A 25,859-nucleotide genomic window follows, 5' to 3' on the forward strand; every position below is an offset into this window, starting at 1 on the left:
TCTATTAATCTGGAGAAGCATTGGTATCTGCCAATGCTTTTTAGTATATTGGAAAGTGCTTCCTGTAGAGAGTTTTCACATTTCGATATAGTTATCATTTGAAAATACAGATTATTTACAATATAATAACAACATTACCATACATAAGGGAAAGTTAGTAATGTCATATTAAAGGGAATTTTAAATCCTGATGATGCCCGGCTGGCTTTAAAATACAAAGTAGATGGGATTATTGTTTCCAATCATGGAGGACGTCAGGTTGATGGTGAGATTGGAGCCCTTGAGGTCCTGCCGCATGTTGCTGAAGTTATTGACGGTGAAATCCGTACTGATGGACAGTGGAATTCGTCGAGGTTCGGATATTCTGAAGGCGATCTCTCTTGAAGCATGTGCTGTTCTGATTGGCAGATCATGTATGTATGGGTTGGCTGTAGCCGGCACTAAAGGAGTCAAGGAAGTATTGCGTAACATGATTGCTGACATGGATTTAACCATGGCGCTCGCCGGCAGAAAATCCGTTCAGGAACTAGATCTCTCTTTACTGCGGGCAAAAAAATAATAAAAACATTTTATTACATAACTTTTTTCAAAACAGGCGAGGAATTTAGTATTCCATCAGTTGGTTCACAAATTTCGCATGCTGTATTCAATAGATTGTCCAACTGCTGACTACAGGCTACTGTTCGTCGGTCAGTAAGGCCATATTTCATTCCTAACTCAATCATCTCTTTTTTCTTAATGGTTATTGCTATCAGCAAATCATCATTTTGGATTGTATAATTTTGCCTATTCATTTTCATAATTCCTTTCCTGATTAAACTGTGCTGGGCCATTAGTCCTGACGCGCACGAATGCTATTATGACAACATTCTTATGAAGTTTCAATAGTTTTTGCAAAACAAGTCAAAACGTTACAAAAGTCGACATAGTTGTAAATGATCTCAAAAAAAAATATAGTAGAGTTAAGTAAATATAAGAGGTGAATTTCGATGAGATTACTGGATGAAATTTTATCTTTCAATGAACAGTTTGTGAAAAACAAGGAATATGAGAAGTACGAACGTAGCAAATTTCCGAATAAGAAGCTTGTCATTCTTTCGTGCATGGACACACGATTAGTTGAATTGCTTCCGAAGTCGATGAACCTTCGTAATGGTGACGTGAAGATCGTTAAAAATGCAGGTGCCATTGTTGCCCATCCGTTTGGGAGTATAATGAAAAGCATCCTGGTGGCAGTTTATGCATTAAAGGCCGATGAAGTATGCGTAATTGGTCATCGTGATTGCGGAATGACTAAGTTAGATGCGGATACTATGTTGGACCAGATGAAGGAACGAGGTGTCAGTCAGGAAACGCTGAATACACTGGAATACTCCGGTGTAGATTTCGGGAAATTTCTTCAGGGTTTTGATAATGTGGAGGACAGCGTTATGAGTAGTACCTCGGTTATAAGGAACCATCCATTATTACCAAGTGATGTTCCCGTTCATGGACTCGTAATCAGTCCGGAAACAGGAAAACTGGACCTGGTTATTGATGGGTATGAGGAATAACAGAAGTTTTATATAGTTGAATGCCGCTTGACTAATATTCTTATTTTCTGTATGCTTAGAAGGAATTCAAAGGGGAGTAGCTTTTACAGGGAAGTCGTCATTACAGCGTATTGCAGGAAAATTGTTCAATTTCGGTTGTGCAGTAATCTGGTTAATATGCTCGGCTTCTCTGGCAACCTTAACGTGTTGTTAGCAAGACCTTTGCCGCCATGGTAAAGGTCTTGCTTATTTATTTTTATAAGTAGTTTACCATGGAGGCGTATGTGCATGCCTTCATTTTTTTATGGCAGACAGGACAGTCTGTAAGCATGAATGTAACTATGGTTATTGCCAAGAAGGCTGGTGCTAACCGTGTTATAACGACAGAGGGAGAGATATGGTTTGGACACAGCACTATTATTGGAATATGGTTGGGCATTACTAATATTAATTGGTCTAGAGGGTCTGCTTTCTGCGGATAACGCGCTTGTATTAGCCGTTATGGCAAAACACCTTCCGGCAGAACAGCAGAAAAAAGCACTCTCATACGGAATATGGGGTGCGTTTATCTTCAGGTTTGCCGCATTATTTACGGTTTCATTTCTCGTTAATGTATGGCAGATCCAGGCAATTGGTGCATTATACCTAATGTATCTGGGTGTTAAGCATATTGTTAAAAGGTATTCTTCCAAAGGAGATACTGAACACGCACCCAAGACTAAGCAACGTGGGTTTAAAGCGACAGTTCTGCAAATTGGGCTTGCCGATGTGGCGTTTGCGGTTGACTCGATTCTTGCTGCGGTAGCAATTGCCGTTGCATTGCCACCAACAGGGCTTCCTGAGGTTGGCGGACTTGATGGTGGACAGTTTATTGTTGTTATTCTTGCAGCAATTGCCGGGTTAATCCTAATCCGTTATGCAGCCGGAATATTTGTGAAACTCCTGAACGAGCGTCCGGGACTCGAAACTACCGCATATTCAATTGTGTTCTGGGTCGGGGTGAAATTAGGAGTACACACACTAGGCCAGGTAGGAATTCTTGATGAGCACTTCACGCACAGTACCGGGTGGAAGCTTACTTTCTGGGGTGTTCTTCTTACACTCGCTATCGGTGGATGGTTCTTATCCGGCCGAAATAAGAAGGAAAATGCACCTGAAATAGAAGGTGCTGGTCATGTTGATAAATCCGTTGATGAAGCTGCAGAAGAGCTCAAAGAATATGAACAAATTCGGGAAGAAGAAGTTTTAGAGAAGAAAGAAGATAAAAAAGAAGAAACAAGCGAAGAGAAAAAAGAGAAAATGTATCAACGCTAAATTACAAAAAAGGTCTGCCGCGAGCAGGCTTTTTTTAAAAGATAAGAAAATTTGTCTCTACCACGGGATTTGGTTCCTGTGGATTTTTGGATGGGCGAAGGGCCGTTTCGCTGAAAAAAGTTCCACGAGCGCTGATAAACCATGGTGAACGCTGATTTAAACCGTTGGATCGCTGAAAAAAGCCGAATTCTCCGATTTAGCGCTGGAAAAATCTCTTGGGCGCTGAATTAATATCCAGCCTACCATGATCAAACAATCCTACTACCTTTATAATCGCTCTCCAATAAAAAAAGGAGACATCTTTTCGAAAAATGGTGCCTCCTTTTAAGTTAGCTGTTTAATCGTAATCTTTTGGGGAAACTACAGTAAAAAACAGGAGGACTTACCATGAGATTAGACGGGAATATCATTACCGGTGAATTTGATCAGCAGACAAATGAGTTCACTTTAAAGCAGATTAAACATTTTACTACCGAATCCACTATAAAAGAGAGCCAGCTAAATGCCCTTGCTGAATATCTTGATCAGCATAAGGATGAAGAGGATGGGCAGGTACTTTCTTTATATGATCAGCTTCTGGTCCGTCTGAATCAGGAAGAGATAGACCTGTTTCTAAAAGATTTGGATAAAATAAAGCCTTTGTACCATTAGTACAAAGGCTTTATTCGCCTATTCATGATCATGACGCTTCCAAGTTGTTTCATCCCCGGTCACAGGGCAAGCCGGGAAATCTTCATCTTTGTTAAGGATTGCCCTCTTTCCTGACTGACAGATGTACTGCCCTTTCTCCGGTACACCCTGACCGGTCCGGTATTCACGAAAATTTTCTTCCAAGGAACTTGCACCTCCGTACTTTTTTACCTCAAAGGTTATCTTAACCAAAAGATTAAATTTCATTTATCTTACATTTATTTACATAAATAGAACACACTAGGGAAAAAGGAGGTGTGGAAGATTTCTAATCCATTTGAAGCGGTCTGGAACATACTTAAAACTACAATTGATAATACAGATGAACCAACTTCACCGTTAAATATTATAGAAGCAGGTGATTGCTGGACTTACATTCTTATGCTGGAAGAGTTTCTTCGTTATGAAGAAGTTGGCCTAAATACAACCACAGACGATGAAATGAATGAAATGCTAACAGATGTAGTTCGTTTATGTGAAGGACAAAGCAGGCGGCTGAAAGAATTTATGAAACAGGAAGGAATACCACTGCCCAATGGTCCCTCTCCAAAACCCGAATCACAGCCGCAAGAGGTTCCACTTGGCGTTAAGCTTACCGATAGCGAGCTCGCTAATGGAGTTGCCCTAAAACTGGCAACCTGCTTGCAGATATGTGCCAAGGCCCAGGCGGATTCTCTCCGTCAGGACATCGGAGGAATATGGATTGGCTTTTTTACCGAATGGGTAACATTTGGAAGTACGCTGAAAACACTGATGCGGCACCGGGGCTGGATTAATGTACCACCATATTATGTCCCACCGGGTTCACCCCAAAAATGAAACAGCGCCTCCAACAGGTTGGTGGAGGCGCTGTATTAGTCGGAAATTTTCTTGGAAAGCGGATATACACCAAGACTCTGTACAATTAGGGAAATCAGTACAGCCATGAACGACAGTGTAAGAATAATGTCGCTGTTTTCAAAGCTCTTCAGCTCCAAACTTAGAATGAGGAATACAGACATTGTCCCTTTTAGTCCGGACCATGTAACGAGAATTGATTCTTTCCAGCTGATCCTTTTTCGCCATTTCGGGAAGATTTGTGTGGTTCCTGCGATAATAAGGAAACGGACGAGTAAAGATGTGATGAAAATAACTAATGCAAATAGCAGGTTATCGAGCGATAGGTAATCTGCTGCATAGATTCCGATCAAAAGAAATATAAGTGCCAGAATAGACAGTTCGACAACACTCCAGAACCCGTTCAGTGAATCTTTAAAATGACTCTCCTTAATAGTTTTTCCATACTCAAACGATAACATGATGCCTGCAAAGACAGTAGCAAGCACTCCTGAAACTCCCAGATGCTCTGCAAGGTTGAACACGCCGTACGTTAACACAATACTTAACATCACCTGATATTCCCGGTGATGGGTAAAGTGGACAGCCTTACTCATTAACCAACCGAATAACACCCCAATCAGTGTTCCGCCAATTGATACAAAAAGAAAATCACCGATGAATGACCAGGCTGAAAAAGTTTTACCGTGCGCAAGCATACCTGCAAGTACAGTGAAAATAACGATACTTGTCCCGTCGTTTATCAAGGACTCGCCTTCGACCACATCGGCAATACTTTCATCCCCAGATGACTTCTTTAACACTGATACAACTGACACAGGATCGGTTGGCGTCAGGATTGAGGCGATAATTAATGCGCCAAGAAATGATAGGGGGATAAACAGATTACTAAGTGCGAAAATCGATGTGCCCAAAATCGCCACAGTGAGCATGATTCCAATCGTTGCCAATACACCAATTATTCCTGCATTCTTTTTAAACTGATCAGGTGGAAACTGATATGCGGATATAAATAACAAAGGCGGCAGGAAAATGTGATAGATCATTTCTTTTGTTAATTCGATCGTTGAAAAATATGGAATAAAGGACAACGCCAGTCCCAATATTACCAATACCGTCGGGACCGGAAAGTTAGCTTGTTTTTTATCAATTGTAAAAATGATATAGCCAATTAACAATAGCAAGATGATTTGAACTGTCGACAATGAGTACCCTCCCTATGCTATATTATTTGCTCTTTACGATACCCAAATTTTTGTGTGTTAAACGGTTGCAGTTAGGGGTGCAAAGGGGAATGAATTATGCAGCCATGCACACGCTATAGAATGAGGTGATAAAACTAATGCGAACTAAAAAGGAGAAATACGTAGGACGAAATAATGCCGAAAATAACGAGGAGATCAGTGTACGAACCGGCCTTCGGGCAAATAAACCACTTGAGAAAGATGAGCGTTTCCAGGGCGAATCGGTGGATGAGCATAACAGACTCGAGTCGGCAAATGAAATAATTGCAGAAAAAGAACTCTCACAGGAATACAACAACCTGTAGAAAATTCCTTTCCGCTCCCGAAATAGTATGCCATTTTTGGTATACTATTTTTTAGCGGGCAGGGAAGTAATTCGTTTCTGTCTGTATAAGGTTAACGCCAGATTTCTAATGGGGACTTATGGGAGTTATTAATATGAAGCTGACACGAATACTTAGGCTGGCTATTTTCATATATGCCTTGCTGCATTTCTTTACATACTTTTATCCAAGTGAACCTCTGGCATACGTGCAGGCGCTGAGCGGAATGGTTTTGCTTGTCCTCTCAGCAATCCGTCTGGGCATTAAGCGTTTCAAACTGCCTCTGTTTCTCTTTTCAACCGGGATCACAACCCTATTGCTAAGTGGAGCTCCGTTATTACCGGGGCTTTCAGACGGACTCCGGCAGATGAGCAGCATTATCGGACTATTGATTATGGTTCCGATTATCGGACGGGTACTTCATGAAGAACCGTATATCGAAGAAATTATTGGACTTGCACATCGACTGCTTGATACTTCGCGCAAGTTTTACTTTGGCATGATTTCATTTACCCATGTCATTTCTTATTTTCTCTTGTTCGGGTCTATCCCGCTCATGTACCAGTTCGCAGACGATATCCTGAAACATCAGCGAGGAGAGGCTTGGGAAAACTTTAAAAGTACAGCACTTCTTCGTGCTTTTGCTCTGTCAACACTATGGGTTATCAGCAGTCCTAGTTTCACATTCGCCGTGGAGGCGCTGGATGCCTCATTATGGCATACGATTCTGCAGGGGTTTGTGGTGACAGTTATCGCCATTATTCTGGCGGTAATATTCGCATCATTTACTGAAAAACGGTACGGCATGGATTTTACGGCTGAAATTAAATCAGAAATTGATGAAGTTGTCCGTGTTTCCTCTGACCATAAGCATCAGGTCCACAGTTCGGTTGAATTTGCCATTTTGTTCATTTCGCTGTTCGGCTCTATTTTTCTGTTTTATGCACTAACTGGTATCCAGTTGATGGTGTTGATTCCACTAATAATAATGGGCTGGACCTCTGTTTACTATTTTGTTAAAAAAAGACCAGGGAAGCTTGTAACTGAAACGAAGCAGTATTACCTGGAAGGCCTGATAAACCAAGGTTACCAGTTCAGTGTTTTGATATCGGCAGGTGTTATGATATACGGTTTAAATCAAACCGGGTTTGGGGAGAGCGTAATAAACGGAATTTATCATATTCAGGAAGTTATCCCGTTTGTTAATATATTGTACTTTTTGCCACTTATCGTTATATTTCTTGGTTTTATGGGTCTTGGCCCACTTACAGTAATGGTACTGGTAACCGGAATCTTGGACAGCATCTCGCTTCCTTATCCCCCTGAACTGGTTGTTCTCGCCATTACATCGGGGAGTGCCATATCAATTTTACTATCACCGCTGATTATGCCGGTTATTGTTTTAAGTGGAACGAATGGACTGAGCGGATATAAAAATGGGATAAAGTTCAACCTGAAATATGCAGTAGTTTTCTATGTAATGGTACAGGGGTATATTCAGTGGGTGGTTTAGATGAAGGGAGTAAGAAGCCATGAAGATTGTGGTTACAGCTGACACGCATACATCCGATGGGAAGAAACCCCTGCCGTTTAGACTAAAAAAAGAACTGGATGATTCAGATTTAATCATCCATGCAGGTGACTGGAATTCCATGGAGGTCTACTATGAACTTGCAGAGTATGCGGAAGTAAGAGGTGTATATGGAAATGTGGATGATGAAGAAATAAGAAAGAAGTTTCCGGAGCGAGAGATTGTAGAGGTGGCAGGGTGCAGAATCGGAATTGTACACGGCCACGGGGAAAAAAAGACAACTGAAAAAAGGGCAATCGAAGCGTTTGATGGGGAAAAGATCGATGTTCTTATTTTCGGGCATTCCCATATTCCAATGATGCGTTACTTTAAAAAGATCCTGCTGTTTAACCCTGGCTCTCCAACTGATAAGCGGCGTTTGCCGTGTTACTCGTTCGGCATTCTGGAAATCGGAGAAGAAATTACCGCAAAGTTTATCTACTTTAAATAAGCTGTTTTATATAAGGGTGCAGTGTTTGGATACAAACACTATAAACTGCGACTTAATATGCCGCTACAGAAATACACTACGCTTTCCGCGGGCTCGTGCTGAGCCTCCTCGCTCGCCAAGAACGCTCACTGTGGGGTCTCATCATCTTCGCTTTCCCGCTGGAGTCTTCGTGTATTTCCTCCGCTGATATAGCAGATGATTGAAGCGTAGGGGGAGTCGACTCCTGCGGGTCACCGGCTAAAACCGGTCACGTCCTTTGACCAACGCCGGTACTAGAACGTCCTGTTCGTCGAAGCAACAGCTGAAAATCCCGCAGGAAGTGTTCTTCTTCCGAGGAAGTTGAAGCGTAGCCCGGCGGCAAAGGAGACACTGCGAAAGTATGAGCAGTTGTCGTACTTACACCCGGAGCGGTGAAAGCGACTGCCTGAAGTGGAAATCTACATTGCTGCTACGTCGTAGTTTAAATCAACTGCTCACGAGAGCAACAGATTTATGAAAAAGACCTGAATGAATTAGTTTTCAATGCACAGGTATCGGCTGCTTCCTTTATAACGGGCCTTATATTTGTACATTCTTGTATCGGCTATCCGGATGTAATTGTCTATGTTAATCTCTTCAGGCCGTTGGTTCAGCGGCAGTTCAACAACCCCATACGACAACGATACTTTCCGATTATAATTATTAAGTTCGGAATTAAGCCGTTCTCCGATTTCTTCCGCATTCTCTTTGTTGCAATTAGGTGCCAGAACGACAAATTCATCACCACCGAACCTGAATACACTGTCAAAATCAGCTCTGATTTTAGAAACTGACTTTGCAAAGTGTTCGAGCAGCTTATCACCTTCAATATGACCGAATTCATCATTTATATCCTTCAGATTGTTAAGATCGATAAGCATTAATGTCAGTGGGCAATTTGTTCGGTGAGCACGTGTTATCTCTCCGGGAATAGTTTTATAAAAATAACGCCGGTTAAACAATCCGGTAAGTGGATCAGTATAACTCTGAACCCGCAGCTTTTCATTTTGTTCGTGGATATATCCCTGAAAGAATGCGTTTTGTCGGGTATTAGCCAGCTCATAGAGACGTTCGAAAATAATTGCATTTGAAGTTGTTAATTTCTTCCCGTTAAGTACAGTCAGGACATGGCGAATAGAACACATTCGGGTACTGTGGGACATTTTTAGAATCAACTCCACGGTTAGAAGATTATTTTCGGCGAATTGCATACCTAAATCAAATGCTTCGGTATCTGTTTTTTTTATAAAATCCTGGTACTTCTCAGCTTCATAAAAAAAAGCTTTACAATGATTAAGTAATGTATCAGAAAGTTCATGGGCATAATTCTCGGAATGATTAATGAATGCACTGAATTCAATACTGGTTTTCATTTCATTAAGGTGATCGGATACAATAGCCGGTATTACTTTCTCTAATAACGGGGAGTAAGTTTCCTGTAATAGACTGTCCACCATTTTTTTACCATCTCTATTCCTGGAAGTTTTATTTTTTTATAGTATAACAAATTTCCAAATACTTCAATATTTTAATGGGATAAAGGATAAAGGTGTTTAATTTTTTTTCAATGGTTCAATATCCATTGAGTTGATCCGATAAAATAGAAATATATATAGTAGGAAAGGGTGGGGTATTTCGATGTTAATAAAGCCAGAAAAATTACAGCCGGGTGATAAAGTCGCTACCATAAGTCCATCATGGGGAGGGGCGGGGGACCCTGAACTCAAGTGGAGGTATGAACAGGCAATACAGCGTCTAAAGAAAGTTTTTGAATTGGAAGTTGTACCAATGCCGAACAGCCTAAAAGGTACTGACTTTGTATATGAAAATCCTAAAGCACGGGCGGAAGACCTGATGAATGCATTTCAGGATAAGAGTATAAAAGGGATTATCGCTAACATAGGAGGGGACGATAGTATCCGTCTGCTTCCGTATATCGATTTTGGTGTTATTAGGTCTAATCCTAAAATCTTCATGGGATTTTCGGACGTTACGATACCACACCTTTTTTGCTTAAAAGCAGGTGTAACCTCATTTTACGGCCCAGCTATCATGACCGATTTTGCTGAAAATGTAAAAATGGATCCGTATACAGTTGAGATGGTCAAGCGTTCTCTATTTTCCAACAGCGCAATCGGAGAAATACCACCGGCCAAAAAATGGACCAGTGAACGCCTAGAGTGGACCGAAGAAAATAAAGATAAACAGCGGCCCATGCATGAGAATTTGGGGTATGAAATCCTTCAGGGCAACGGAGTAGTACGAGGCAGACTGATGGGTGGATGTATCGAAGTACTAGAATTTGCTAAAAGTACAGATATTTGGCCTGAAAATAAGCATTGGAAAGACTCTATACTATTTTTTGAAACATCTGAAGAGAAGCCGGAACCAGCCCTGTTAACCTATTGGCTCCGCAATTATGCTGCACAGGGAATCCTTCACAAAGCGAAAGGAATCGTTGTCGGAAAACCAAAAGACGAACAGTACTACGAAGAATATAAGGAATCGATTAGACAGGTGATGTATGAATATAAACTTGAAAGTCTGCCGATTCTTTATAATTTGAATTTCGGACACACTGAGCCGAAATGTGTTTTCCCTTATGGTGTAATGGCAGAGATTAATTGTGATAGAGAATCTTTCTCCATAATAGAAAGTGGTGTTATTTAAACCGAGGAAATGACCATCCCCCACAGGGGATGGTCAATTTTTTTATCGAAAAGCTTGATTTCTGACTATCCCGAGGTGCCGGGGATTTGCTTATAAGATTAACACCACTGTATAAAATTGTCTGTTTTACTCAAGTTTATAATTATAACTTTGTGGTATTAAGAAAGCAGACGGATGTCCTAATTGATTAAACTTTTGCTCTTCTTTAGGAGTGGTTCGTTTAAACGCAGAAATATTGGAGGTATTCTATATGGACAAAAATAATGGGATAGGTGGACGGAAATTAATTGATTACCGTATTTTTGCCCCGGCTATCCTTATTGTTATCGCTATAATTATTCCATTTTCGCTGTATGAAGACGAATCTCTGAGTCTGCTGAACAGCATTTTCAACACGATTGTTAACTGGTTTACATGGGGTTATATCTGGTACGGGATAATTCTCGTAGTTGCAGCGTTATACTTATCTTTCTCGAAGTACGGGAATGTGGTACTTGGTGATCCCACTGAAAAGCCACGTTTTACGTTATTTGAATACTCATCAATTCTGATTGCGATGGGCCTCGGATCTACCATTATGCGTACAGGAATGCTGCAATGGGCACACGTTGCAAATGATCCTCCATTTGGTGTCGAACCTGGGTCTACTGATGCGCTACTTTGGGGAAATTCTTACAGTATGTTCCTTTGGAGCTTCCAAGTTTTCGCCATTTTTGTAATGACTGCACCGGCAATGGGTTATATTCTCCACGTCCGTAAAAGACCGTTTATGCGGATTTCAGAGGCTTGTCGGGTAATATTTGGTGACAAGTTCACCGATGGTTTTGGCGGTAAGTTACTCGATGTTGTCTTTCTTGTAAGTATTCTTGCGGGGGCTGCAGTTACACTGGGCCTTGGTGCACCGATTGTTACGTCTAACTTGGTAGAATTGTTCAACCTACAGCCATCCTTTATGCTCACACTGATTGTTACAATCATTTGGGTATTCCTGTTCTCAATAAGTGCTTATCTGGGTATTGAGAAAGGTATTAAGAAGTTAAGTACGTTTAACATGTATATGGCTGCAGGGTTTGCGATTTTCGTAATTGTGGTAGGGCCAGGAATATTCATTTTAAATTATTTCACTGACAGTGTCGGATTCCTGTTTTCCAACTATGTAAATATGTCGCTGTATACGAACTCGCTTGATTTGCAAGGAAGCACACATATTGAAACCTATACTGTTTTCTGGTTTGCATACAGTGCAACATGGGCAATGCTGCATAGTGTATTCGCAGCTAAGATTTCCAAGGGGCGGACAATTAAAGAGATGCTGCTGACCTATCTGCTGGCACCGACGATGATTTCCTGGGCGGCAACCGGGGTATTAGGAGGTCTCGGCGTTCATAGATTCATCACCGGTCAGTTCAATACGCCTGAGTTTATTAAAAATAATGATCCAATGGCTGCAATACCGCAAATCTTTCAGACACTGCCATTTTCCGGGCTGATAATCACGGTGTTTATCATTGTGGCGCTCATCTTCCTTACCACAACGTTGGATTCAACCACTTATACGATTGCATCCTACACAGGTACGGAAAATATGAGTAAAGCAGAACCATCTCGACTGCTGCGAATTATTGTTGCGGCAGTAATCACAGTGATTGCGCTGATCCTGATGCGTATCGGTGGACTAGCACCGTTGGAGGTACTTTCCGGTCTGATGGGTATACCGATAATAGTTATTCAGTTCCTAACAATTTATGCTGCTATAAAGATGATGAATGAGGACCGGGCATGGGTTAATAATGTGCGACGGGATAAAGTCCCGCAAAAATATAAAAACTATGACCGTTAATAGGTAGGAAAAGAGGTGATTGTGCACAAGGTGTGCAGTCATCTTTTTTCTGTTTTAAGAGGATTGTAACGGGGAAATCCATAATAGGTGCCTGAGTGAGTCTCAATATTATAGTGGATACATATAGGGCAGAAACGAAAATTATGATAATATATGACAAGTAAATAATAAAATTCAAAACATAGGTTAAGGGAGATATTATGGAAAACTGGTTGACGGATATTATTAACGATTATGGTTACATTGGTATAGCACTTCTGATTGCACTTGAAAACATTTTTCCGCCGATTCCCTCAGAAATTATCTTAACGTTCGGTGGGTTCATGACCACCCAATCAGGACTTGGAATCGTGGGAGTAGTTATTGCTTCAACAGTTGGTTCGGTTCTAGGTGCGGTTGTTCTGTATGGAATTGGTCTTTTGCTTGATGTAGAAAGGCTGGAGAAGATCGTTGAGCGCTGGGGGCATATTCTCAGGGTTACTAAAAAGGACATCCACCGTGCAGATGCATGGTTCGATAAATATGGACCCTGGACGGTATTCTTTTGCCGGTTTGTACCGTTGATCAGAAGTCTAATTTCTGTTCCTGCAGGTATGTCCAATATGAGTTTTATCCTGTTCCTCGTTTTAACCACTCTAGGAACACTGATATGGAATATTGTACTGGTTTACCTAGGAGCGTCTGTAGGTTCCTCATGGCATGAAATCGTAAACTACATGGATACCTACTCCAAAATTATGTACGCCATACTGGCGGTATTGTTGGTTGTCGGAGCTGTACTGTTTGTGAGATCAAGAAAAAGAAGAAAATAATTGTTTGATAAAATCAAAAGCATGTCGCCGTATGTGGCTGACATGCTTTTAGTCTTTCGGCTTATAATTTAAGTTAAGGTTAAGCCGGTGTAAAGCGTTAGTGCTGCTGTTCCTTCAATTCGTAGAGGGGTACTTCTTGAATGATATTCGGCTGGTCCAGCGGGTGAACCTTTGCCGTTTCGCTTCTCTCGATAACTTCCTCAATATAAACGGGTCTGTCCTCATGGGTAACATCAATGGTTTCAGGAGAATTGAAAATCTCTTTTGCGCGTTCCTTGTTCATATGTAAAACCTCCTTAAGTTTGCGATTATATTTTTTCCGGAAATTTGCTTTATATACATTTAAGAAAAGTTAACTGTAAAGAATTTTAAACTTCACTTGACGAAAGGCAGATAAGCCGTTATAATTAAAATTAATTATTCTTGTTCGATTAGGAATGAAAGAGAAAAGTAACTTGTAAGTGACTTTCGTCTGGAATGAATATGCAGAGCATTAATAGTAATACATTGTGGATCTGATCCACGCAGGAGGTAACAATTATGTTACAAGGTAATGTTAAATGGTTTAACGCAGAAAAAGGTTTCGGTTTTATTGAAGTAGAAGGTCAGGACGATGTATTCGTTCATTTCTCTGCTATTCAAGGCGAAGGTTTCAAAACTCTAGAAGAAAACGAAACAGTAACTTTCGAAATCGTTGAAGGTAACCGTGGCCCACAGGCTGCTAACGTTCAAAGATAAGTATTTCTTATCAGAAAAGGGACTTCCTAACTAGGGAGTCCTTTTTTTTTATATAATTTTAGTATATCTGTTGCCCCTGTAGTGTGCCCCGCAGTTTAAGATAGAGGTGGGAGGAAAAGAATGCATAAGATAAGTGATTTTGCTGCGATGACCGGCTTAAGCAAAGAGACATTGCGCTACTATGCAGAGGTGAGATTGCTCGAACCAGCGTATATTGATCCACGTAACAACTACCGCTATTAACAAATGCTGGATGAACTCACCGATTATGAATCCAAGGTAATTATCTCCGGTGGGCATAATGATGAAGAAGAGATGAAAGAACATCACTTAACCAAACAGGAAGAAAAGCAAGTCATTCAACGGTTTAAAAAGCCAATGAGTGAGGATTCGTTAAGTTTTATTATTGTTTGCGATAAGCTGTTAACTGGTTTTGATGCACCAATTGAACAGGTTATGTATTTGGATAAGCCGCTGAAGGAACACAATCTGCTTCAGGCAATTGCCCGGACGAACCGTACATATGATAAGAAGACATACGGGTTAATTGTAGATTATTATGGGGTATCACGTTTCTTGGAGGAAGCGCTGGGTGTTTTCCATGAGGAAGATATAAAAGGTGCATTGCGGGAAGTCGATGTGGAAATCCCGCGTTTGCAAACGCGGCACCGCAAGGCAATGCGGTTTTTTGACTATAAAAATAAAGATAATCTTGAAGCATGCTTAATGGTACTTGCACCTGAAGACATCCGTAATGAATTTGATACAGCATTCCAGAAGTTTTCCGAGAGCATGGACATGGTGTTACCAAATCCAAAAGCCAAGCCATATGTGGATGATTTGAAGTGGCTTGGGAAGATTCGTAAATTGGCTAAATCGAGATATCATGTGGAACATGGAATGGATATATCTGATTGTGGTGAAAAAGTAAGGGAACTGGTCGAGGAGCATGTATATGCGACAACTCCTCATATTCTGGTCGAGCCGATTGATATTTTATCGAATCGATTTGATCAGAAATTAGACGAGATAAAATCCCCAGAATCAAAAGCAGCCGAGATGGAGCATGCGATCAAGCATGAAATCCGGGTTAAGCTGGAAGAAAATCCAGTACTGTATACCTCGCTGAAAGAACGGCTGGAGGAACTAATCGAGCAGCGTAAGACACGCCAGCTTACCATTGAAGAATTGCTGGAAGAATATCGGGATGTAATGGGGGTCATGCGAAACAACGCAGAAGAAAGTGCCCAACACGGTTTTGAACCAAAAGAATACCCTTTCTATCAGATGCTTGAAAAAGATTTGGAAGGATTTGAACAGGATGATGTAAAAGACCTTACGCATATTATCACAGGGATCATCAGAGAGCATGCCGTCATTGATTGGACTGTAAAGGATGACGTCAAACGGGAAATGCGCAGGCAAATCAAGAAGAAGTTGCGGAAATATAATTGTCCCGGTGCTCAAATAGAGGCACTTGCCGTACAATTGATGGACCTAGCTGAGGTGCATTATAAACATATTGCGTACTAACTTGATTGTCAGCTGACTTGAGTAATAAGTGTACAACACCAAAACCTGTGGTATAATAGTTATAAAGAATCATACAATATAAAAACCGCTCCATGCTGGAACATGGAACGGTTCAATAGACCAACCCCATCAAGAGGGGAAGGCACAGTAAGAGAATAATCCCTCACTGTCCGGCTAGACTATATGAGGGGTTATTTTTTGTTGCTTTTTTCGGACATCATCAATGCAATTAACATACCGAAAGAAATCATCAGTGTTAATACATCTTTTATATCCAATGGCATCACCTCCTTTCCGGGAATAATTATCCCCAGAAAGCGAAATGTGCCATCCCCCTCACGTGAAGCCTGTCTACTGTACCTTTATTATATCATAATCAGAACGTTTGTTCCTTATTTATTAAGGTTTTGATTAAAAAGGAGAAAAATTATGGAATACAAAGAGAAATTAACCCCTCTCACAGCAGCACAGCACTTCATTGGTACATACTTTCCGGATTGTGATGGGGCGGTGCTAGCAGGTAGTGTGGTAAGGGGAGAGGCAACCGAAACGTCAGATTTGGATATCGTTATTTTCAATAAAAATATTAGTGCTTCGTACAGGGAGTCACTTATTGACTCTGCCTGGCCTATTGAAGTGTTTGTACATAACTTAACGTCATATAAAGATTTTTTTTCAAAGTGATTGTGAGCGGGCACGACCTTCACTTCCAAGAATGGTAGCAGAAGGGATTATATTAAAAGGTGAACAGGTTATCAATCCCATTAAAAGGGAAGCTAAAGATTTACTGAATAAAGGTCCGGAACCATGGTCTGCGAGTACGATTAGAACGAAGCGTTATTTCATAACAGATACCCTGGAGGATTTCCAAGGGAGCACCGACAGGGCTGAAGAACTATTCATTGCAAACACACTTGCCGAACTCTTAAGTGAATTTGTGTTACGCACGAACCGCAAATGGATTGGCGCTTCTAAATGGGTAATCCGTGCTTTAAAACAACATGATGCGGATTTTGCTGATTCCTTTGTAAAGGTATTTGATAATTTCTACAAAACCGGTGTTAAGGATGGGGTTATTGTCCTTACCGATAGCATTCTAGAACCGCATGGCGGAAGGTTGTTTGAAGGGTTTTCGCTAGGTAAGCAAAAAGACAAAAGAGTATGATTCCTTCGCGGGAAATATACCCTTTTCTTTACCCAATACAATGAAGTCCCATGCCGTTTACTCGGAGCCATTCTTTGCTGGTTTCATAATTTGGCAATATTGATTTTACTATTTTCCAAAACTCTGGAGAGTGGTCTTGTATTCGCAAATGTGCCAGTTCATGCACAATGACATAGTCAAGTACTTTTACTGGAGCCATAATCAACCGCCAATTTATATAAATATCCCCATCTGGTGTGCACGTCCCCCAACGTTTATGCTGTGTTCGTAAGCTTATAGAATTGGCCTTAACTCCCATCAGTTTTTCGTAAGCAGTAGCTCGTTCCTGCAGTTTTTGGGCGCCTCGCTCTCGATACCAATGGATGAGGTGCTTCTCCAACGTATCCTGAACTTCTTCCTGTGACCACTTTTTCGGAACGGTGGCAATGAACTTCCCCTGATAAAATGATAACGTGGCATTTTCTACTGCCTCACGGTGGACCTTTAAGCGATAATTACGTCCTAGGTAGGGGAGTTTTTCACCGCTTACGAATTCTTTAGGCATGATGGAAGCTTCCACCTGGTTAAGTTCATTTAGTTTGCCAAGTATCCATGGAGCTTTTTTGGAAAGTAAATTCTTAAGTTTGTCTTCTTCCAGACTTGCGGGGGCAAAAACTTCTATTCCGTTAACCAGTGAGACGGAGATTTTAAGATCTTTGCGCTTTTGTTCGTATAATAGATAGTCAATTACAGTAGTACCATATGTAAGTGTTGGCATTGAAATCACGAACCTTTGTTTTGTCGGTGCTTATATCATATCATGCACTGGCTTTATTTGAGAAATTACACATGTATATTAGCATTTATTCAAAAAATGGAAAAAACCTTTTCTCCATAATCGCTGATATACTCTCATAATATGTGGTTTAATAAGGTTTTTGCGGACTTATTTTCGAATGTAACCGTTTTATCAAACTAATTGGAGCATATACGCATGAATTGCAAAAAAACCCTTGAAACTTCATACACAGATGTTACCATACATAATATTGATTATTAAAAACATCTGGGAGCGATTAAATGTTAAAAAATAAAACGATTGCTTTTCTCGGTGCAGGTTCAATGGCCGAGGCGATGATTTCAGGAACAGTTTCAACAGGAAGTGTACCAGCGGATCAGATTATCGTTACAAACAAATCGAACACAGAGCGGTTAAATAAAATTGAGAATAAATACGGTGTACGTACAATGCCTATGAATGAACTACCGTACGCAGAAATAGACTTCTTTATCCTGGCTATGAAGCCAAAAGGAGCAGAAGAGACACTTGAAATGATTAAGGATAAAGTTCGAGTTGATCAGGTTGTCGTTTCAGTATTAGCTGGAATTACAACTGGTTATATGGAAGAGCGTTTAACTAATGGGCAGGAAGTTATCCGCGTCATGCCGAATACGTCAAGCATGATTCAGGAGTCAGCAACTGCAATGTCAATTGGCGAGAATACCAAACATGGCAATGCAAAAATTGCAAAGCAGCTGCTGCAGTGCATGGGTGAAGTATATGTCATTGAAGAAGATCAAATGGATGTCTTCACCGGTATGGCCGGAAGCGGACCCGCTTATTTCTACTATCTGATGGAACAAATGGAAAACATCGGAAAGTCGAACGGTATGGATGCAGAAACCGCACGGAATATTGCAGCACAGACATTGTACGGTGCAGCGAAAATGATTATTGAAAAAGAAGAATCACCAGCTGATCTTAGGGAAAAAGTAACTTCTCCTAACGGCACAACGGCAGCTGGACTTGAAGCATTGCGAAAGTATAATGGTGGCGTAGCTATTTCACAGGCAGTCAGTCATGCTGCAAAACGATCAAAAGAAATCAGTAAGGAATTGGATCGTGTATTGATTCCTTCCTAAAAGAAAAAACACATCGTCCTCCTTTTACCAGGCAGGACGATGTGTTTTTTTATCACCAAGAGAGATTGGGACAGGTCACTATACCCCTCGTTTGTTACCCCACACAAGCGCATGGACTTGGGGTAGAACCCTAACGTGATTTAGTTTGGTGGAAGCTACCACTTTATCAATAAGCCATTCATACTTCTCCAACAGATGGTTGGCAAGATTAGTAGCCTTATTTTCTTCGAGATCATCGTTTCCGACTTGCAGAAAGAAGGAAATGTCGGGATAACGTTCATGGACTTTTTCGGCATACTTTATATCTTCATCATTAAAAATGACAACTTTTAAACTTGTATTTTTTAGGCGGTTACTTTCCCTTAAGGTTCCAATGATGTGATCAAGACTTTTCCAATTAGTGATCATTCCTGAGCTTGGAGGCTTAGGGGAAATGGTTAAATCATCTATGGAAATAAACCAATCCTGCCAGCGGCTGCCCTGCGTTTCAAGTGCCACTTCATTACCTGAATCGTGTAAGACGTCAATGAGTTCGTTCAGATTCTTTAAAAGCGCAGGGTTCCCGCCTGAAATGGTAACGTGGTCAAATTTATCTCCACCAGTTTCGGTAAGCTTTGCTAATATTTCATCAGCAGTCATTCTTACAATCTCCTGTTTGGCACTCCCATCCCAGGTGAATTTAGAGTCACACCAGGAGCAACTGTAGTCACAACCCGCAGTTCTGACAAACATGGTTTTTCGGCCAACGACCATACCTTCACCTTGTATGGTCGGACCAAAGATTTCGAGTACAGGGAATTTATTCATTGCTCACCCACTCCCGTCTGGCCTCGGCATAACTTGTTGGTGTTTCGTATAGTTTTATGAATTCTACCCGACAATCATTCGGATCATTCTGGAGAGCTTCCTCCATTTTCTCATATATCCAGACGACCATGTTCTCTGCCGTCGTATTCATGTTTGGAAGTGTCTCATTCAAATAACGATGGTCAAGATGAACTTCAATTTGTTCTTTCCAGATCTGTTTAATATTTCCAAAATCCATTACGATTCCTATATCGTTTACATGTCCACTAATTCCGAAGATAACTTTGTACGTATGGCCGTGTAAGTTTTTGCATTTTCCTTCATAACAATGAAGGTGATGAGCTGCATCAAATGTAAATTCCTTACTTACCATTACGCGCTTTTGATGATACTTTAACTCGTGGTAGTTAATGTCGTCATTCATTTTCTGCAAATTCTCCACAATCGTAAACCCGTACATCAGGAATTCACCTCCCCACGCTTTTGAAGGTATGTATGCAGACCTTTTTGTCGCAGGTTACACGCTGGACATTCGCCACAACCTTCACCACGAATTCCGTTATAACAAGTCAAGGTGTTTTTACGTACGTAGTCGAAGGCCCTGAGCTGATCGGCAAGCTCCCATGTTTCTGCCTTATCAAGCCACATTAATGGGGTGTGAATCACAAACTGGTCATCCATTGAGAGATTGAGCGAAACGTTAAGTGATTTTACAAACATGTCCCGGCAATCCGGGTAGCCACTAAAGTCCGTTTCACAGACCCCTGTAATGATATGTTTGGCGCTAATCTGTTTGGCAAGTATCGTAGCGAAAGAGAGGAAGAGAAGGTTTCGTCCGGGTACAAATGTGGAAGGTAATTCTCCTTCTTCACCATCTTTAACTTCGATATCCTCACGTGTTAATGCATTCGGTGCCAGCTGACTGAGTAAAGACATGTCGAGTACATGATGTTTTACATTCAGGTCATATGCGATCTCTTTTGCTACTTCAATCTCTTCATGATGACGCTGGTTATAATCAAATGTGACAGCTTCCACTTTGTCATATTTTTCTAATGCCCAGAATAAACACGTGGTACTATCCTGGCCGCCACTGAAAACTACGACTGCTTTATTATTTTTTTCCATAAAAAATTCCCCTTTCATCGTGAAAAAGAGAATCCATACCCACCCAAAAACAAAAGAACCATACCTAAGGCAAGGTAAAGTTCTATCCTTAGTTTTTTATAGAGGGTGTAGCTAGAACCTCTCCTGCATAATTGCAGACTTGTTATTGATTTTTTTACATTTCGTATTATAGCACAAACACAGGTAAGTTACGAACGTGGAAAAACAGGAGCTGCCTGGAGCTGCAGACGTCGACATTAGCCTGCCCGACCAGTGGCCCCTACCCGCTGATATGCAGCCTGCAAAGCCTGGTCGATGTCTGCAATCAGGTCATCAACATGCTCAAGACTAACCGAGAAGCGGAATAACTTACCTTAATACATCCATATAAATATTGCAAGAGGAAAATGCGTAAATTTTTTTATAAATAGGCGTGCCTCTTCCACTAGTCATAACAGACTTTTTAAATAGGGATACTTTAATTTTATACTTGACACTACATAAATAAGCGAGTATTGTATGGAATAATACAATTTAATAGCTATTTCTTATCAAGAAAGGTGGAGGGACTGGCCCTACGAAACCTGGCAACAGACCATCTGGTACTGTGCTAATTCCTGTGAGCATACATTGTGTGTTCAAGAGATAAGAAGAGTGTGATTAATAAGTTCATTATTATTTAAGGCCTCTTCTTATCTCAGGAAGGGGCCTTTTTCGATAGGATATAGCTTAGAGAGGGGCAACCAAATGGTTAAAATCGTAATTTTGTCAGGGAGTCCGTCAGAAATTTCACGGTCGGATTGTGTACTTAAATATCTAGGGAGGGTACTTCAAGAGGAGCATTTTTTTGTCACACATTTTTCTGTTCGGGACGTCCCCCAGGATGATTTGTTTTTAGGAAAATTTGACAGTCCGGTAATAAAGCGAATAGCCGAACATATTCAGGATGCAGATGGCGTTATTGTAGGATCGCCTGTATACAAGGCTGCCTATTCGGGGGTATTAAAAGCATTAATAGATTTGCTTCCGCAGGACGTTCTTCAGAATACACCTGTTCTTCCGCTTATGACAGGCGGGAGTCCATCCCACCTGCTTGCACTTGAATATGCACTTAAACCCCTCCTCGCAACACTTAAGGGGCAGAATTTAAAGGGGATTTACTTACTAGACAGTCAAATAGACAAGTATAAGGAACACCCGATCATCGATGAGGAGATTCTCCTGCGTGTAAGAAAACAGCTTGCTTATCTAATTGAAATGATAAAAACACAGGAATATGCCCGGACAATGTCCTGAATGTAAGCAAGAATCCGGGCATTCGTTCGTTAATGCCCCGGCTAAAATGGGGCTAAAAAGAGATAGCTAAAAATAGCTGAGTATAACTTTGATATCTCCTAGACATCATTCCTATACAAATGCACTACTTTCTGCCAGTCGCATTGCCGGACCCTGACAAGGATACGACAAGGAGCAAATTGTCCTCCCTGATGTACTGCCTTCATCGGTGAAGGCTCCTTGTTGGTGTGTTTTACATACTCGGTGTGCGTTTAGGCATACATCCCGTAACTGGAAACAATGGGGAAGACGGACAACCAGGACCGATTCATTGACAAATACAATAAATAGATTTATCTTGAATTAAGGATATTTTTATTGGAGGAATTTACATGAATGGGTTAAAAGGGATACACCACGTTACAGCGATAACAAGCAGCGCCGAGAAAAACTATGAATTTTTCACATATACACTGGGAATGCGACTTGTCAAAAAGACGGTCAACCAGGACGACATACAGACATATCACTTATTTTTCGCCGATGATACTGGAAGCCCGGGAACCGATATGACATTCTTTGATTTCCCTGGAATTCCAAAAGGCGTGCATGGAACCAATGAAATTTTCAAAACATCATTTCGGGTTCCAAGTGATGCTGCGCTTGATTATTGGGTTAAACGGTTTAATCGGCTTGAAGTAAAACATAGCGGTATCAAAGAGCAATTTGGTAAAAAAACACTGTCATTCGTTGATTTTGATGACCAAAACTATCAGTTAATTTCCGATGAAAACAATGAAGGGGTACCGGCTGGAACACCATGGCAGAAGGGACCAATTCCCAATGAATTTGCGATTACCGGCCTTGGACCAATTTTTGTCCGGATTGCCAATTTCGATTATTTTAAAGAGATGATGGAAAAAGTTCTTCAGTTTAAGGAAATCGATCAGGAGGCTGATTTCCATCTGTTTGAAGTTGGGGAAGGCGGTAACGGTGCACAGGTTGTTGTCGAATACAATGCCGTTCTTCCGCAGGCGCGGCAAGGATACGGTACCGTTCACCACACAGCATTCCGAGTAAATGACCGCTCTGTTCTGGAAGAGTGGATCGATTGGTTGAATCAGTTCCGCCTGCCGAACTCCGGCTATGTGAATCGTTTTTATTTTGAATCACTGTATTCCAATGTTGCGCCACAGATATTATTCGAATTTGCCACTGATGGACCTGGATTTATGGACGATGAGCCATACGAAACGCTTGGTGAGGAATTGGCACTTCCACCAATGCTTGAACCAAAACGTGAGCAGATTGAAAAGCAGGTCCGCCCGATTGATACTACACGTAGCACCAGAAATATTGAAAAAGAATACGAATAAGTCTTGATAGGAAAAGTCATAAAACCGAGTTCGTTCTCGGTCTTATGGCTTTTTATCGCTTATACTCTAAGAAGTTATTCCGTATGTGTTAAAATAAGGCATCAATTATTACGGGAGAATTGGGAGGGGAAAGGTGTGAAAGCAATACTGTTTGATTTGGATGACACCTTATTATGGGATAAAAAAAGCGTGGATGAAGCTTTCGCGGCAGCATGTTCTGTTGCAGCCGATCGGTTTGGTTTACATCCAGAGGTGCTGGAAAAAAATGTACGGCAAAATGCGCGGGATTTATATGCGTCCTATGAAATATATGAGTTTACGCAAATGATCGGGATAAATCCTTTTGAAGCGTTATGGGGTGATTTTAATGATGAGGGAGAGGAGTTCCGGGAACTAGCAAACATTGCCCCTACATACCGGATGGAAGCGTGGACACGCGGGCTGCGTGATACAGGAATTGATAATCAAGCACTAGGCCGGGATCTGGCAGAGACTTTCCGGAGGGCACGCAGGGAAAAAGCCTTTGTTTTTTCCGACACATTTAGGGCACTTGAAACATTAGAAAGGGAGTTTAGGCTCGCGCTGCTGACAAACGGATCACCTGATCTTCAGGAGACCAAATTGGATATGACACCGGAGCTTCGTCCTTACTTCGAGCATATTATAATCTCTGGTGCATTTGGTAAAGGAAAGCCTGATCCGGCGATTTTCACGCATGCACTCAGCCGTATGAAGGTCCATAAAGAGGAAGCTTTAATGGTCGGGGACAACCTGAAGACAGATATACTGGGTGCTGAACGGGCAGGAATTCCTTCTGCGTGGGTGAACCGGAGAGGGGAAGAATCTGGGGTTATTGAGCCAACATACACTATTAAATCACTCGATGAATTACCGCTTTTAATAGAAAGAATGTCGTAGTTCAGCTTAGCCCAGACGGAAAGAAAGTGGAATGAGAATCCCAGTTTTTTACCACTAAAAAGAGGCACAATTCGGCGGGCGAATTGTGCCTCTTTTTAGTGCTCCATTTACAGGGTTTCTTTGGATGCTGAACCTTCTTTTATTATAGATCAATCGCGGTTACGTCGTGAATTTCGTTAAGCTCCTTGAGTTGGTTTAACTGCTCTTCGTCCATATGCCGGTCGACTTTCAGCATCATGATAGCTTCCCCGCCGACATCGGAACGGTCTACCTGCATGGTAGCGATATTAATCTGGTGCTCAGCAAGGATGCTGCCCATCCTTCCGATAACACCCGGCTGATCCTGATGATGAATGACAATCATATGGCCTTCGGGGGTAACATCCACGCTATAATGGTCCACTTTTACAATACGTGGTCCAAGACCATTCAGCAGAGTTCCAGCAACACTTTTCGTTTCAGATTTTGTCTTTATTTCTACTGTTAATAGATTGGTGAACCCTCTAGTTTTGGAAGTTTTGTTCTCATGGATTGTTATACCTTTCCGTTCGGCAAAATAAAGCGCATTGACGTCGTTGACATGCTCACCAAGGTGACGTTTTAAAATTCCTTTTACTGTATTGCGTGTCAGTGGAGCCACTTCAACTTCAGACAAATCACCAGCATAATGAATGTTCACTTCTTCAACCGGGTCTGTGACTGAATGAATAAGGAACAATCCAAGTTTTTCTGAAAGATTGAAGTAGGGTTCAATTTTGTTCATTATTTCTTTAGCGACTGATGGAAGGTTTACAGGGTTTTGGACAAGCTCACCTGTCAGAAAACGGATGACATCTTTTGAGACGTCAATTGCCACATTCTCCTGTGCCTCCACTGTGCTTGCTCCCAGATGCGGAGTCGCGATTACTTCGGGCAATGTCAACAGTTTGTGATCCAGGAACGGCTCCTTCTCAAAAACATCCATTGCAGCACCTGCCACTTTCTTGGAAAGGATTGCTTCATAAAGTGCATCCTCATCGATGATACCACCACGGGCGCAATTGATGATCTGCACACCAGGCTTCATCAGGCTGAAGGCTTCCGAATCAATTAAATGTCTGGTCTCTTTCATCAGTGGCGTATGTACGGTGATAAAGTCTGCTGCAGCTAAAACTTCTTCCAGGGTTCCATACCGTATTCCCATCTCTTCCGCTTTTTCTTCCGTCAGAAACGGATCATATGCCATCACATTCATTCGCTGGCCTTTAGCCCGGGATGCAACTTCTGCACCGATGCGGCCAAGTCCAACAATACCAAGTGTTTTATCTTTCAATTCCACTCCGACGTATTTTTTGCGGTCCCATTGATTATTCTTTAACGCAAGAAATGCCTGGGGAATTTTACGGGATAACGCCATAATCATTGCCATCGTATGCTCGGCAGCTGAATTGGTGTTTCCATTTGGCGCATTAACTACGATAACTCCATGTTCGGTAGCAGCATCCAGGTCGATATTGTCAACCCCGACACCGGCCCTTCCAATTATCTTAAGGTTTCTGGCTTCCTGGATTAATTCTCTGGTTACTTTTGTCTGGCTCCGCACAAGCAAGGCGTCAAATTCACCTATTTTATGTTTTAGCTCCTCTGGTGAGGATGTCGTGTCAATAACTAGATTCATATTTTCAGAGTCTTGAAGCGGCTGTATTCCATCTTCGCTGAGTGGGTCTGCAATTAATATATTAAATGTCATTTCAACAC

28 protein-coding genes, 2 pseudogenes and 2 riboswitches are annotated in these 25,859 nt (G+C 41.4%); of the genes and pseudogenes, 19 read left to right on the top strand and 11 right to left on the bottom strand.

Annotated features, from left to right (window positions below):
• The first annotated feature begins 201 nt into the window (after positions 1-201).
• Positions 202-559 (top strand): annotated as a pseudogene (locus tag ACFO3D_RS12575) (alpha-hydroxy acid oxidase).
• Between the two features lie 13 nt (positions 560-572).
• On the opposite strand, the gene ACFO3D_RS12580 reads toward ACFO3D_RS12575, so the two are convergent.
• A complete protein-coding gene (locus tag ACFO3D_RS12580; protein WP_390296470.1) occupies positions 573-794 on the bottom strand; it encodes a Spo0E family sporulation regulatory protein-aspartic acid phosphatase in 222 nt (73 codons plus the stop codon).
• A gap of 195 nt (positions 795-989) precedes the next feature.
• Between ACFO3D_RS12580 and ACFO3D_RS12585 the strand changes: the two genes are divergently transcribed.
• From ACFO3D_RS12585 to ACFO3D_RS12595, 3 genes are all read left to right on the top strand, one after another.
• The gene (locus ACFO3D_RS12585; RefSeq protein WP_390296472.1) at positions 990-1,553 is read left to right on the top strand and encodes a beta-class carbonic anhydrase; all 564 of its coding nucleotides are present in this window, start codon (positions 990-992) and stop codon (positions 1,551-1,553) included.
• Positions 1,554-1,934: 381 nt separating this feature from the next.
• Positions 1,935-2,846, top strand: a complete 912-nt coding sequence (locus ACFO3D_RS12590) for a TerC family protein (protein ID WP_390296474.1) — start codon at positions 1,935-1,937, stop codon at positions 2,844-2,846.
• Between the two features lie 387 nt (positions 2,847-3,233).
• On the top strand, positions 3,234-3,497 hold the full coding sequence (locus tag ACFO3D_RS12595; RefSeq protein ID WP_390296476.1) for a hypothetical protein: 264 nt from the start codon (positions 3,234-3,236) through the stop codon (positions 3,495-3,497).
• An 18-nt stretch (positions 3,498-3,515) separates the two neighbouring features.
• Here ACFO3D_RS12595 and ACFO3D_RS12600 read toward each other — a convergent pair whose 3' ends face one another.
• Positions 3,516-3,680 carry a hypothetical protein gene (locus tag ACFO3D_RS12600; RefSeq protein WP_390296478.1) on the bottom strand — a complete coding sequence of 55 codons (165 nt, stop codon included), beginning with the start codon at positions 3,678-3,680 and terminating at the stop codon, positions 3,516-3,518.
• A 111-nt stretch (positions 3,681-3,791) separates the two neighbouring features.
• Between ACFO3D_RS12600 and ACFO3D_RS12605 the strand changes: the two genes are divergently transcribed.
• On the top strand, positions 3,792-4,355 hold the full coding sequence (locus tag ACFO3D_RS12605) for a DUF3231 family protein (protein WP_390296480.1): 564 nt from the start codon (positions 3,792-3,794) through the stop codon (positions 4,353-4,355).
• 35 nt (positions 4,356-4,390) lie between these two features.
• Here ACFO3D_RS12605 and ACFO3D_RS12610 read toward each other — a convergent pair whose 3' ends face one another.
• Positions 4,391-5,578 (bottom strand): cation:proton antiporter, encoded by a 1,188-nt coding sequence (locus ACFO3D_RS12610; RefSeq protein WP_390296482.1) that lies wholly within the window; start codon positions 5,576-5,578, stop codon positions 4,391-4,393.
• Positions 5,579-5,715: 137 nt separating this feature from the next.
• Between ACFO3D_RS12610 and ACFO3D_RS12615 the strand changes: the two genes are divergently transcribed.
• From ACFO3D_RS12615 to ACFO3D_RS12625, 3 genes are all read left to right on the top strand, one after another.
• Positions 5,716-5,922 carry a hypothetical protein gene (locus ACFO3D_RS12615; protein ID WP_390296484.1) on the top strand — a complete coding sequence of 69 codons (207 nt, stop codon included), beginning with the start codon at positions 5,716-5,718 and terminating at the stop codon, positions 5,920-5,922.
• A gap of 133 nt (positions 5,923-6,055) precedes the next feature.
• A complete protein-coding gene (locus ACFO3D_RS12620; RefSeq protein WP_390296486.1) occupies positions 6,056-7,453 on the top strand; it encodes a hypothetical protein in 1,398 nt (465 codons plus the stop codon).
• Positions 7,454-7,472: 19 nt separating this feature from the next.
• Entirely contained in the window at positions 7,473-7,961 is a 489-nt protein-coding gene (locus tag ACFO3D_RS12625) for a metallophosphoesterase family protein (RefSeq protein ID WP_390296488.1), read from the top strand.
• Between the two features lie 512 nt (positions 7,962-8,473).
• On the opposite strand, the gene ACFO3D_RS12630 is transcribed toward ACFO3D_RS12625, so the two are convergent.
• Complete coding sequence (locus ACFO3D_RS12630) at positions 8,474-9,436, bottom strand: GGDEF domain-containing protein (protein WP_390296490.1); 963 nt, start codon at positions 9,434-9,436, stop codon at positions 8,474-8,476.
• Positions 9,437-9,617: 181 nt separating this feature from the next.
• On the opposite strand from ACFO3D_RS12630, the gene ACFO3D_RS12635 reads away from it, so the two are divergent.
• From ACFO3D_RS12635 to ACFO3D_RS12645, 3 genes are all read left to right on the top strand, one after another.
• Positions 9,618-10,649: a S66 family peptidase gene (locus ACFO3D_RS12635; protein WP_390296492.1), complete on the top strand. Its 1,032-nt coding sequence runs from the start codon at positions 9,618-9,620 to the stop codon at positions 10,647-10,649.
• Between the two features lie 250 nt (positions 10,650-10,899).
• A complete protein-coding gene (locus ACFO3D_RS12640) occupies positions 10,900-12,489 on the top strand; it encodes a BCCT family transporter (protein ID WP_390296494.1) in 1,590 nt (529 codons plus the stop codon).
• A 200-nt stretch (positions 12,490-12,689) separates the two neighbouring features.
• Complete coding sequence (locus ACFO3D_RS12645) at positions 12,690-13,301, top strand: DedA family protein (RefSeq protein WP_390296496.1); 612 nt, start codon at positions 12,690-12,692, stop codon at positions 13,299-13,301.
• A 97-nt stretch (positions 13,302-13,398) separates the two neighbouring features.
• On the opposite strand, the gene ACFO3D_RS12650 is transcribed toward ACFO3D_RS12645, so the two are convergent.
• Complete coding sequence (locus tag ACFO3D_RS12650) at positions 13,399-13,584, bottom strand: H-type small acid-soluble spore protein (RefSeq protein ID WP_390296498.1); 186 nt, start codon at positions 13,582-13,584, stop codon at positions 13,399-13,401.
• 257 nt (positions 13,585-13,841) lie between these two features.
• Between ACFO3D_RS12650 and ACFO3D_RS12655 the strand changes: the two genes are divergently transcribed.
• The 3 genes from ACFO3D_RS12655 (at position 13,842) to ACFO3D_RS12665 (ending at position 15,572) form a co-directional block, all read left to right on the top strand.
• Complete coding sequence (locus tag ACFO3D_RS12655; RefSeq protein ID WP_390296500.1) at positions 13,842-14,039, top strand: cold-shock protein; 198 nt, start codon at positions 13,842-13,844, stop codon at positions 14,037-14,039.
• 120 nt (positions 14,040-14,159) lie between these two features.
• Complete coding sequence (locus tag ACFO3D_RS12660) at positions 14,160-14,282, top strand: MerR family DNA-binding transcriptional regulator (protein ID WP_390296502.1); 123 nt, start codon at positions 14,160-14,162, stop codon at positions 14,280-14,282.
• Positions 14,283-14,285: 3 nt separating this feature from the next.
• Complete coding sequence (locus ACFO3D_RS12665; RefSeq protein WP_390296504.1) at positions 14,286-15,572, top strand: type I restriction enzyme endonuclease domain-containing protein; 1,287 nt, start codon at positions 14,286-14,288, stop codon at positions 15,570-15,572.
• A 191-nt stretch (positions 15,573-15,763) separates the two neighbouring features.
• Here ACFO3D_RS12665 and ACFO3D_RS12670 read toward each other — a convergent pair whose 3' ends face one another.
• Positions 15,764-15,856 (bottom strand): putative holin-like toxin, encoded by a 93-nt coding sequence (locus ACFO3D_RS12670; protein WP_390296506.1) that lies wholly within the window; start codon positions 15,854-15,856, stop codon positions 15,764-15,766.
• 145 nt (positions 15,857-16,001) lie between these two features.
• On the opposite strand from ACFO3D_RS12670, the pseudogene ACFO3D_RS12675 reads away from it, so the two are divergent.
• Positions 16,002-16,737: pseudogene (locus ACFO3D_RS12675) on the top strand (nucleotidyltransferase domain-containing protein).
• A gap of 28 nt (positions 16,738-16,765) precedes the next feature.
• On the opposite strand, the gene ACFO3D_RS12680 reads toward ACFO3D_RS12675, so the two are convergent.
• Positions 16,766-17,494: a M48 family metallopeptidase gene (locus ACFO3D_RS12680; protein WP_390296508.1), complete on the bottom strand. Its 729-nt coding sequence runs from the start codon at positions 17,492-17,494 to the stop codon at positions 16,766-16,768.
• A gap of 302 nt (positions 17,495-17,796) precedes the next feature.
• On the opposite strand from ACFO3D_RS12680, the gene proC reads away from it, so the two are divergent.
• A complete protein-coding gene (gene proC / locus ACFO3D_RS12685) occupies positions 17,797-18,639 on the top strand; it encodes a pyrroline-5-carboxylate reductase (protein ID WP_390296510.1) in 843 nt (280 codons plus the stop codon).
• 78 nt (positions 18,640-18,717) lie between these two features.
• Here the strand turns inward: proC and queE are convergent, their stop codons facing one another.
• Genes queE through queC form a run of 3 tightly spaced genes read right to left on the bottom strand, consistent with a single transcriptional unit; the run spans position 18,718 to position 20,574 of the window.
• Positions 18,718-19,446: a 7-carboxy-7-deazaguanine synthase QueE gene (gene queE, locus ACFO3D_RS12690; protein ID WP_390296512.1), complete on the bottom strand. Its 729-nt coding sequence runs from the start codon at positions 19,444-19,446 to the stop codon at positions 18,718-18,720.
• Positions 19,439-19,906, bottom strand: a complete 468-nt coding sequence (queD, locus tag ACFO3D_RS12695) for a 6-carboxytetrahydropterin synthase QueD (protein ID WP_390296514.1) — start codon at positions 19,904-19,906, stop codon at positions 19,439-19,441. The genes queE and queD overlap by 8 nt, the downstream gene beginning before the upstream one ends.
• Complete coding sequence (gene queC, locus ACFO3D_RS12700) at positions 19,906-20,574, bottom strand: 7-cyano-7-deazaguanine synthase QueC (protein WP_390296516.1); 669 nt, start codon at positions 20,572-20,574, stop codon at positions 19,906-19,908. Before queC ends, queD begins: the two co-directional genes overlap by 1 nt.
• 82 nt (positions 20,575-20,656) lie before the next feature.
• Positions 20,657-20,701: riboswitch (PreQ1 riboswitch) on the bottom strand.
• 397 nt (positions 20,702-21,098) lie between these two features.
• Positions 21,099-21,205, top strand: a riboswitch (SAM riboswitch).
• A gap of 95 nt (positions 21,206-21,300) precedes the next feature.
• On the opposite strand from queC, the gene ssuE reads away from it, so the two are divergent.
• The 3 genes from ssuE to ACFO3D_RS12715 all read left to right on the top strand — a co-directional run bounded on the left by ssuE (position 21,301) and on the right by ACFO3D_RS12715 (position 24,122).
• Positions 21,301-21,849 carry an NADPH-dependent FMN reductase gene (gene ssuE / locus ACFO3D_RS12705; RefSeq protein ID WP_390296518.1) on the top strand — a complete coding sequence of 183 codons (549 nt, stop codon included), beginning with the start codon at positions 21,301-21,303 and terminating at the stop codon, positions 21,847-21,849.
• A 371-nt stretch (positions 21,850-22,220) separates the two neighbouring features.
• Positions 22,221-23,204 (top strand): ring-cleaving dioxygenase, encoded by a 984-nt coding sequence (locus ACFO3D_RS12710; protein ID WP_390296520.1) that lies wholly within the window; start codon positions 22,221-22,223, stop codon positions 23,202-23,204.
• Positions 23,205-23,339: 135 nt separating this feature from the next.
• Entirely contained in the window at positions 23,340-24,122 is a 783-nt protein-coding gene (locus ACFO3D_RS12715) for an HAD family hydrolase (protein WP_390296522.1), read from the top strand.
• 142 nt (positions 24,123-24,264) lie between these two features.
• On the opposite strand, the gene serA is transcribed toward ACFO3D_RS12715, so the two are convergent.
• Positions 24,265-25,851: a phosphoglycerate dehydrogenase gene (serA, locus tag ACFO3D_RS12720; RefSeq protein ID WP_390296524.1), complete on the bottom strand. Its 1,587-nt coding sequence runs from the start codon at positions 25,849-25,851 to the stop codon at positions 24,265-24,267.
• Positions 25,852-25,859 lie beyond the last annotated feature (8 nt).

This window comes from Virgibacillus kekensis, assembly GCF_042654125.1.
GTDB lineage: Bacteria > Bacillota > Bacilli > Bacillales > Amphibacillaceae > Lentibacillus > Lentibacillus kekensis.

What these genes read in the sequence shown, in the direction of transcription:
- ACFO3D_RS12630 (WP_390296490.1), bottom strand. Translation starts at nt 9,436, where the DNA reads ATGGTGGACAGTCTATTACAGGAAACTTACTCCCCGTTATTAGAGAAA.
- queE (WP_390296512.1), bottom strand. Translation starts at nt 19,446, where the DNA reads ATGAATAAATTCCCTGTACTCGAAATCTTTGGTCCGACCATACAAGGT.
- queD (WP_390296514.1), bottom strand. Translation starts at nt 19,906, where the DNA reads ATGTACGGGTTTACGATTGTGGAGAATTTGCAGAAAATGAATGACGAC.
- serA (WP_390296524.1), bottom strand. Translation starts at nt 25,851, where the DNA reads ATGACATTTAATATATTAATTGCAGACCCACTCAGCGAAGATGGAATA.
- ACFO3D_RS12595 (WP_390296476.1), top strand. Translation starts at nt 3,234, where the DNA reads ATGAGATTAGACGGGAATATCATTACCGGTGAATTTGATCAGCAGACA.
- ACFO3D_RS12640 (WP_390296494.1), top strand. Translation starts at nt 10,900, where the DNA reads ATGGACAAAAATAATGGGATAGGTGGACGGAAATTAATTGATTACCGT.
- queC (WP_390296516.1), bottom strand. Translation starts at nt 20,574, where the DNA reads ATGGAAAAAAATAATAAAGCAGTCGTAGTTTTCAGTGGCGGCCAGGAT.
- ACFO3D_RS12645 (WP_390296496.1), top strand. Translation starts at nt 12,690, where the DNA reads ATGGAAAACTGGTTGACGGATATTATTAACGATTATGGTTACATTGGT.
- ACFO3D_RS12655 (WP_390296500.1), top strand. Translation starts at nt 13,842, where the DNA reads ATGTTACAAGGTAATGTTAAATGGTTTAACGCAGAAAAAGGTTTCGGT.
- ACFO3D_RS12580 (WP_390296470.1), bottom strand. Translation starts at nt 794, where the DNA reads ATGAATAGGCAAAATTATACAATCCAAAATGATGATTTGCTGATAGCA.
- ACFO3D_RS12650 (WP_390296498.1), bottom strand. Translation starts at nt 13,584, where the DNA reads ATGAACAAGGAACGCGCAAAAGAGATTTTCAATTCTCCTGAAACCATT.
- ACFO3D_RS12710 (WP_390296520.1), top strand. Translation starts at nt 22,221, where the DNA reads ATGAATGGGTTAAAAGGGATACACCACGTTACAGCGATAACAAGCAGC.
- ssuE (WP_390296518.1), top strand. Translation starts at nt 21,301, where the DNA reads ATGGTTAAAATCGTAATTTTGTCAGGGAGTCCGTCAGAAATTTCACGG.
- ACFO3D_RS12635 (WP_390296492.1), top strand. Translation starts at nt 9,618, where the DNA reads ATGTTAATAAAGCCAGAAAAATTACAGCCGGGTGATAAAGTCGCTACC.
- ACFO3D_RS12660 (WP_390296502.1), top strand. Translation starts at nt 14,160, where the DNA reads ATGCATAAGATAAGTGATTTTGCTGCGATGACCGGCTTAAGCAAAGAG.
- ACFO3D_RS12670 (WP_390296506.1), bottom strand. Translation starts at nt 15,856, where the DNA reads ATGCCATTGGATATAAAAGATGTATTAACACTGATGATTTCTTTCGGT.
- ACFO3D_RS12615 (WP_390296484.1), top strand. Translation starts at nt 5,716, where the DNA reads ATGCGAACTAAAAAGGAGAAATACGTAGGACGAAATAATGCCGAAAAT.
- ACFO3D_RS12620 (WP_390296486.1), top strand. Translation starts at nt 6,056, where the DNA reads ATGAAGCTGACACGAATACTTAGGCTGGCTATTTTCATATATGCCTTG.
- ACFO3D_RS12665 (WP_390296504.1), top strand. Translation starts at nt 14,286, where the DNA reads ATGCTGGATGAACTCACCGATTATGAATCCAAGGTAATTATCTCCGGT.
- proC (WP_390296510.1), top strand. Translation starts at nt 17,797, where the DNA reads ATGTTAAAAAATAAAACGATTGCTTTTCTCGGTGCAGGTTCAATGGCC.
- ACFO3D_RS12585 (WP_390296472.1), top strand. Translation starts at nt 990, where the DNA reads ATGAGATTACTGGATGAAATTTTATCTTTCAATGAACAGTTTGTGAAA.
- ACFO3D_RS12625 (WP_390296488.1), top strand. Translation starts at nt 7,473, where the DNA reads ATGAAGATTGTGGTTACAGCTGACACGCATACATCCGATGGGAAGAAA.
- ACFO3D_RS12680 (WP_390296508.1), bottom strand. Translation starts at nt 17,494, where the DNA reads ATGCCAACACTTACATATGGTACTACTGTAATTGACTATCTATTATAC.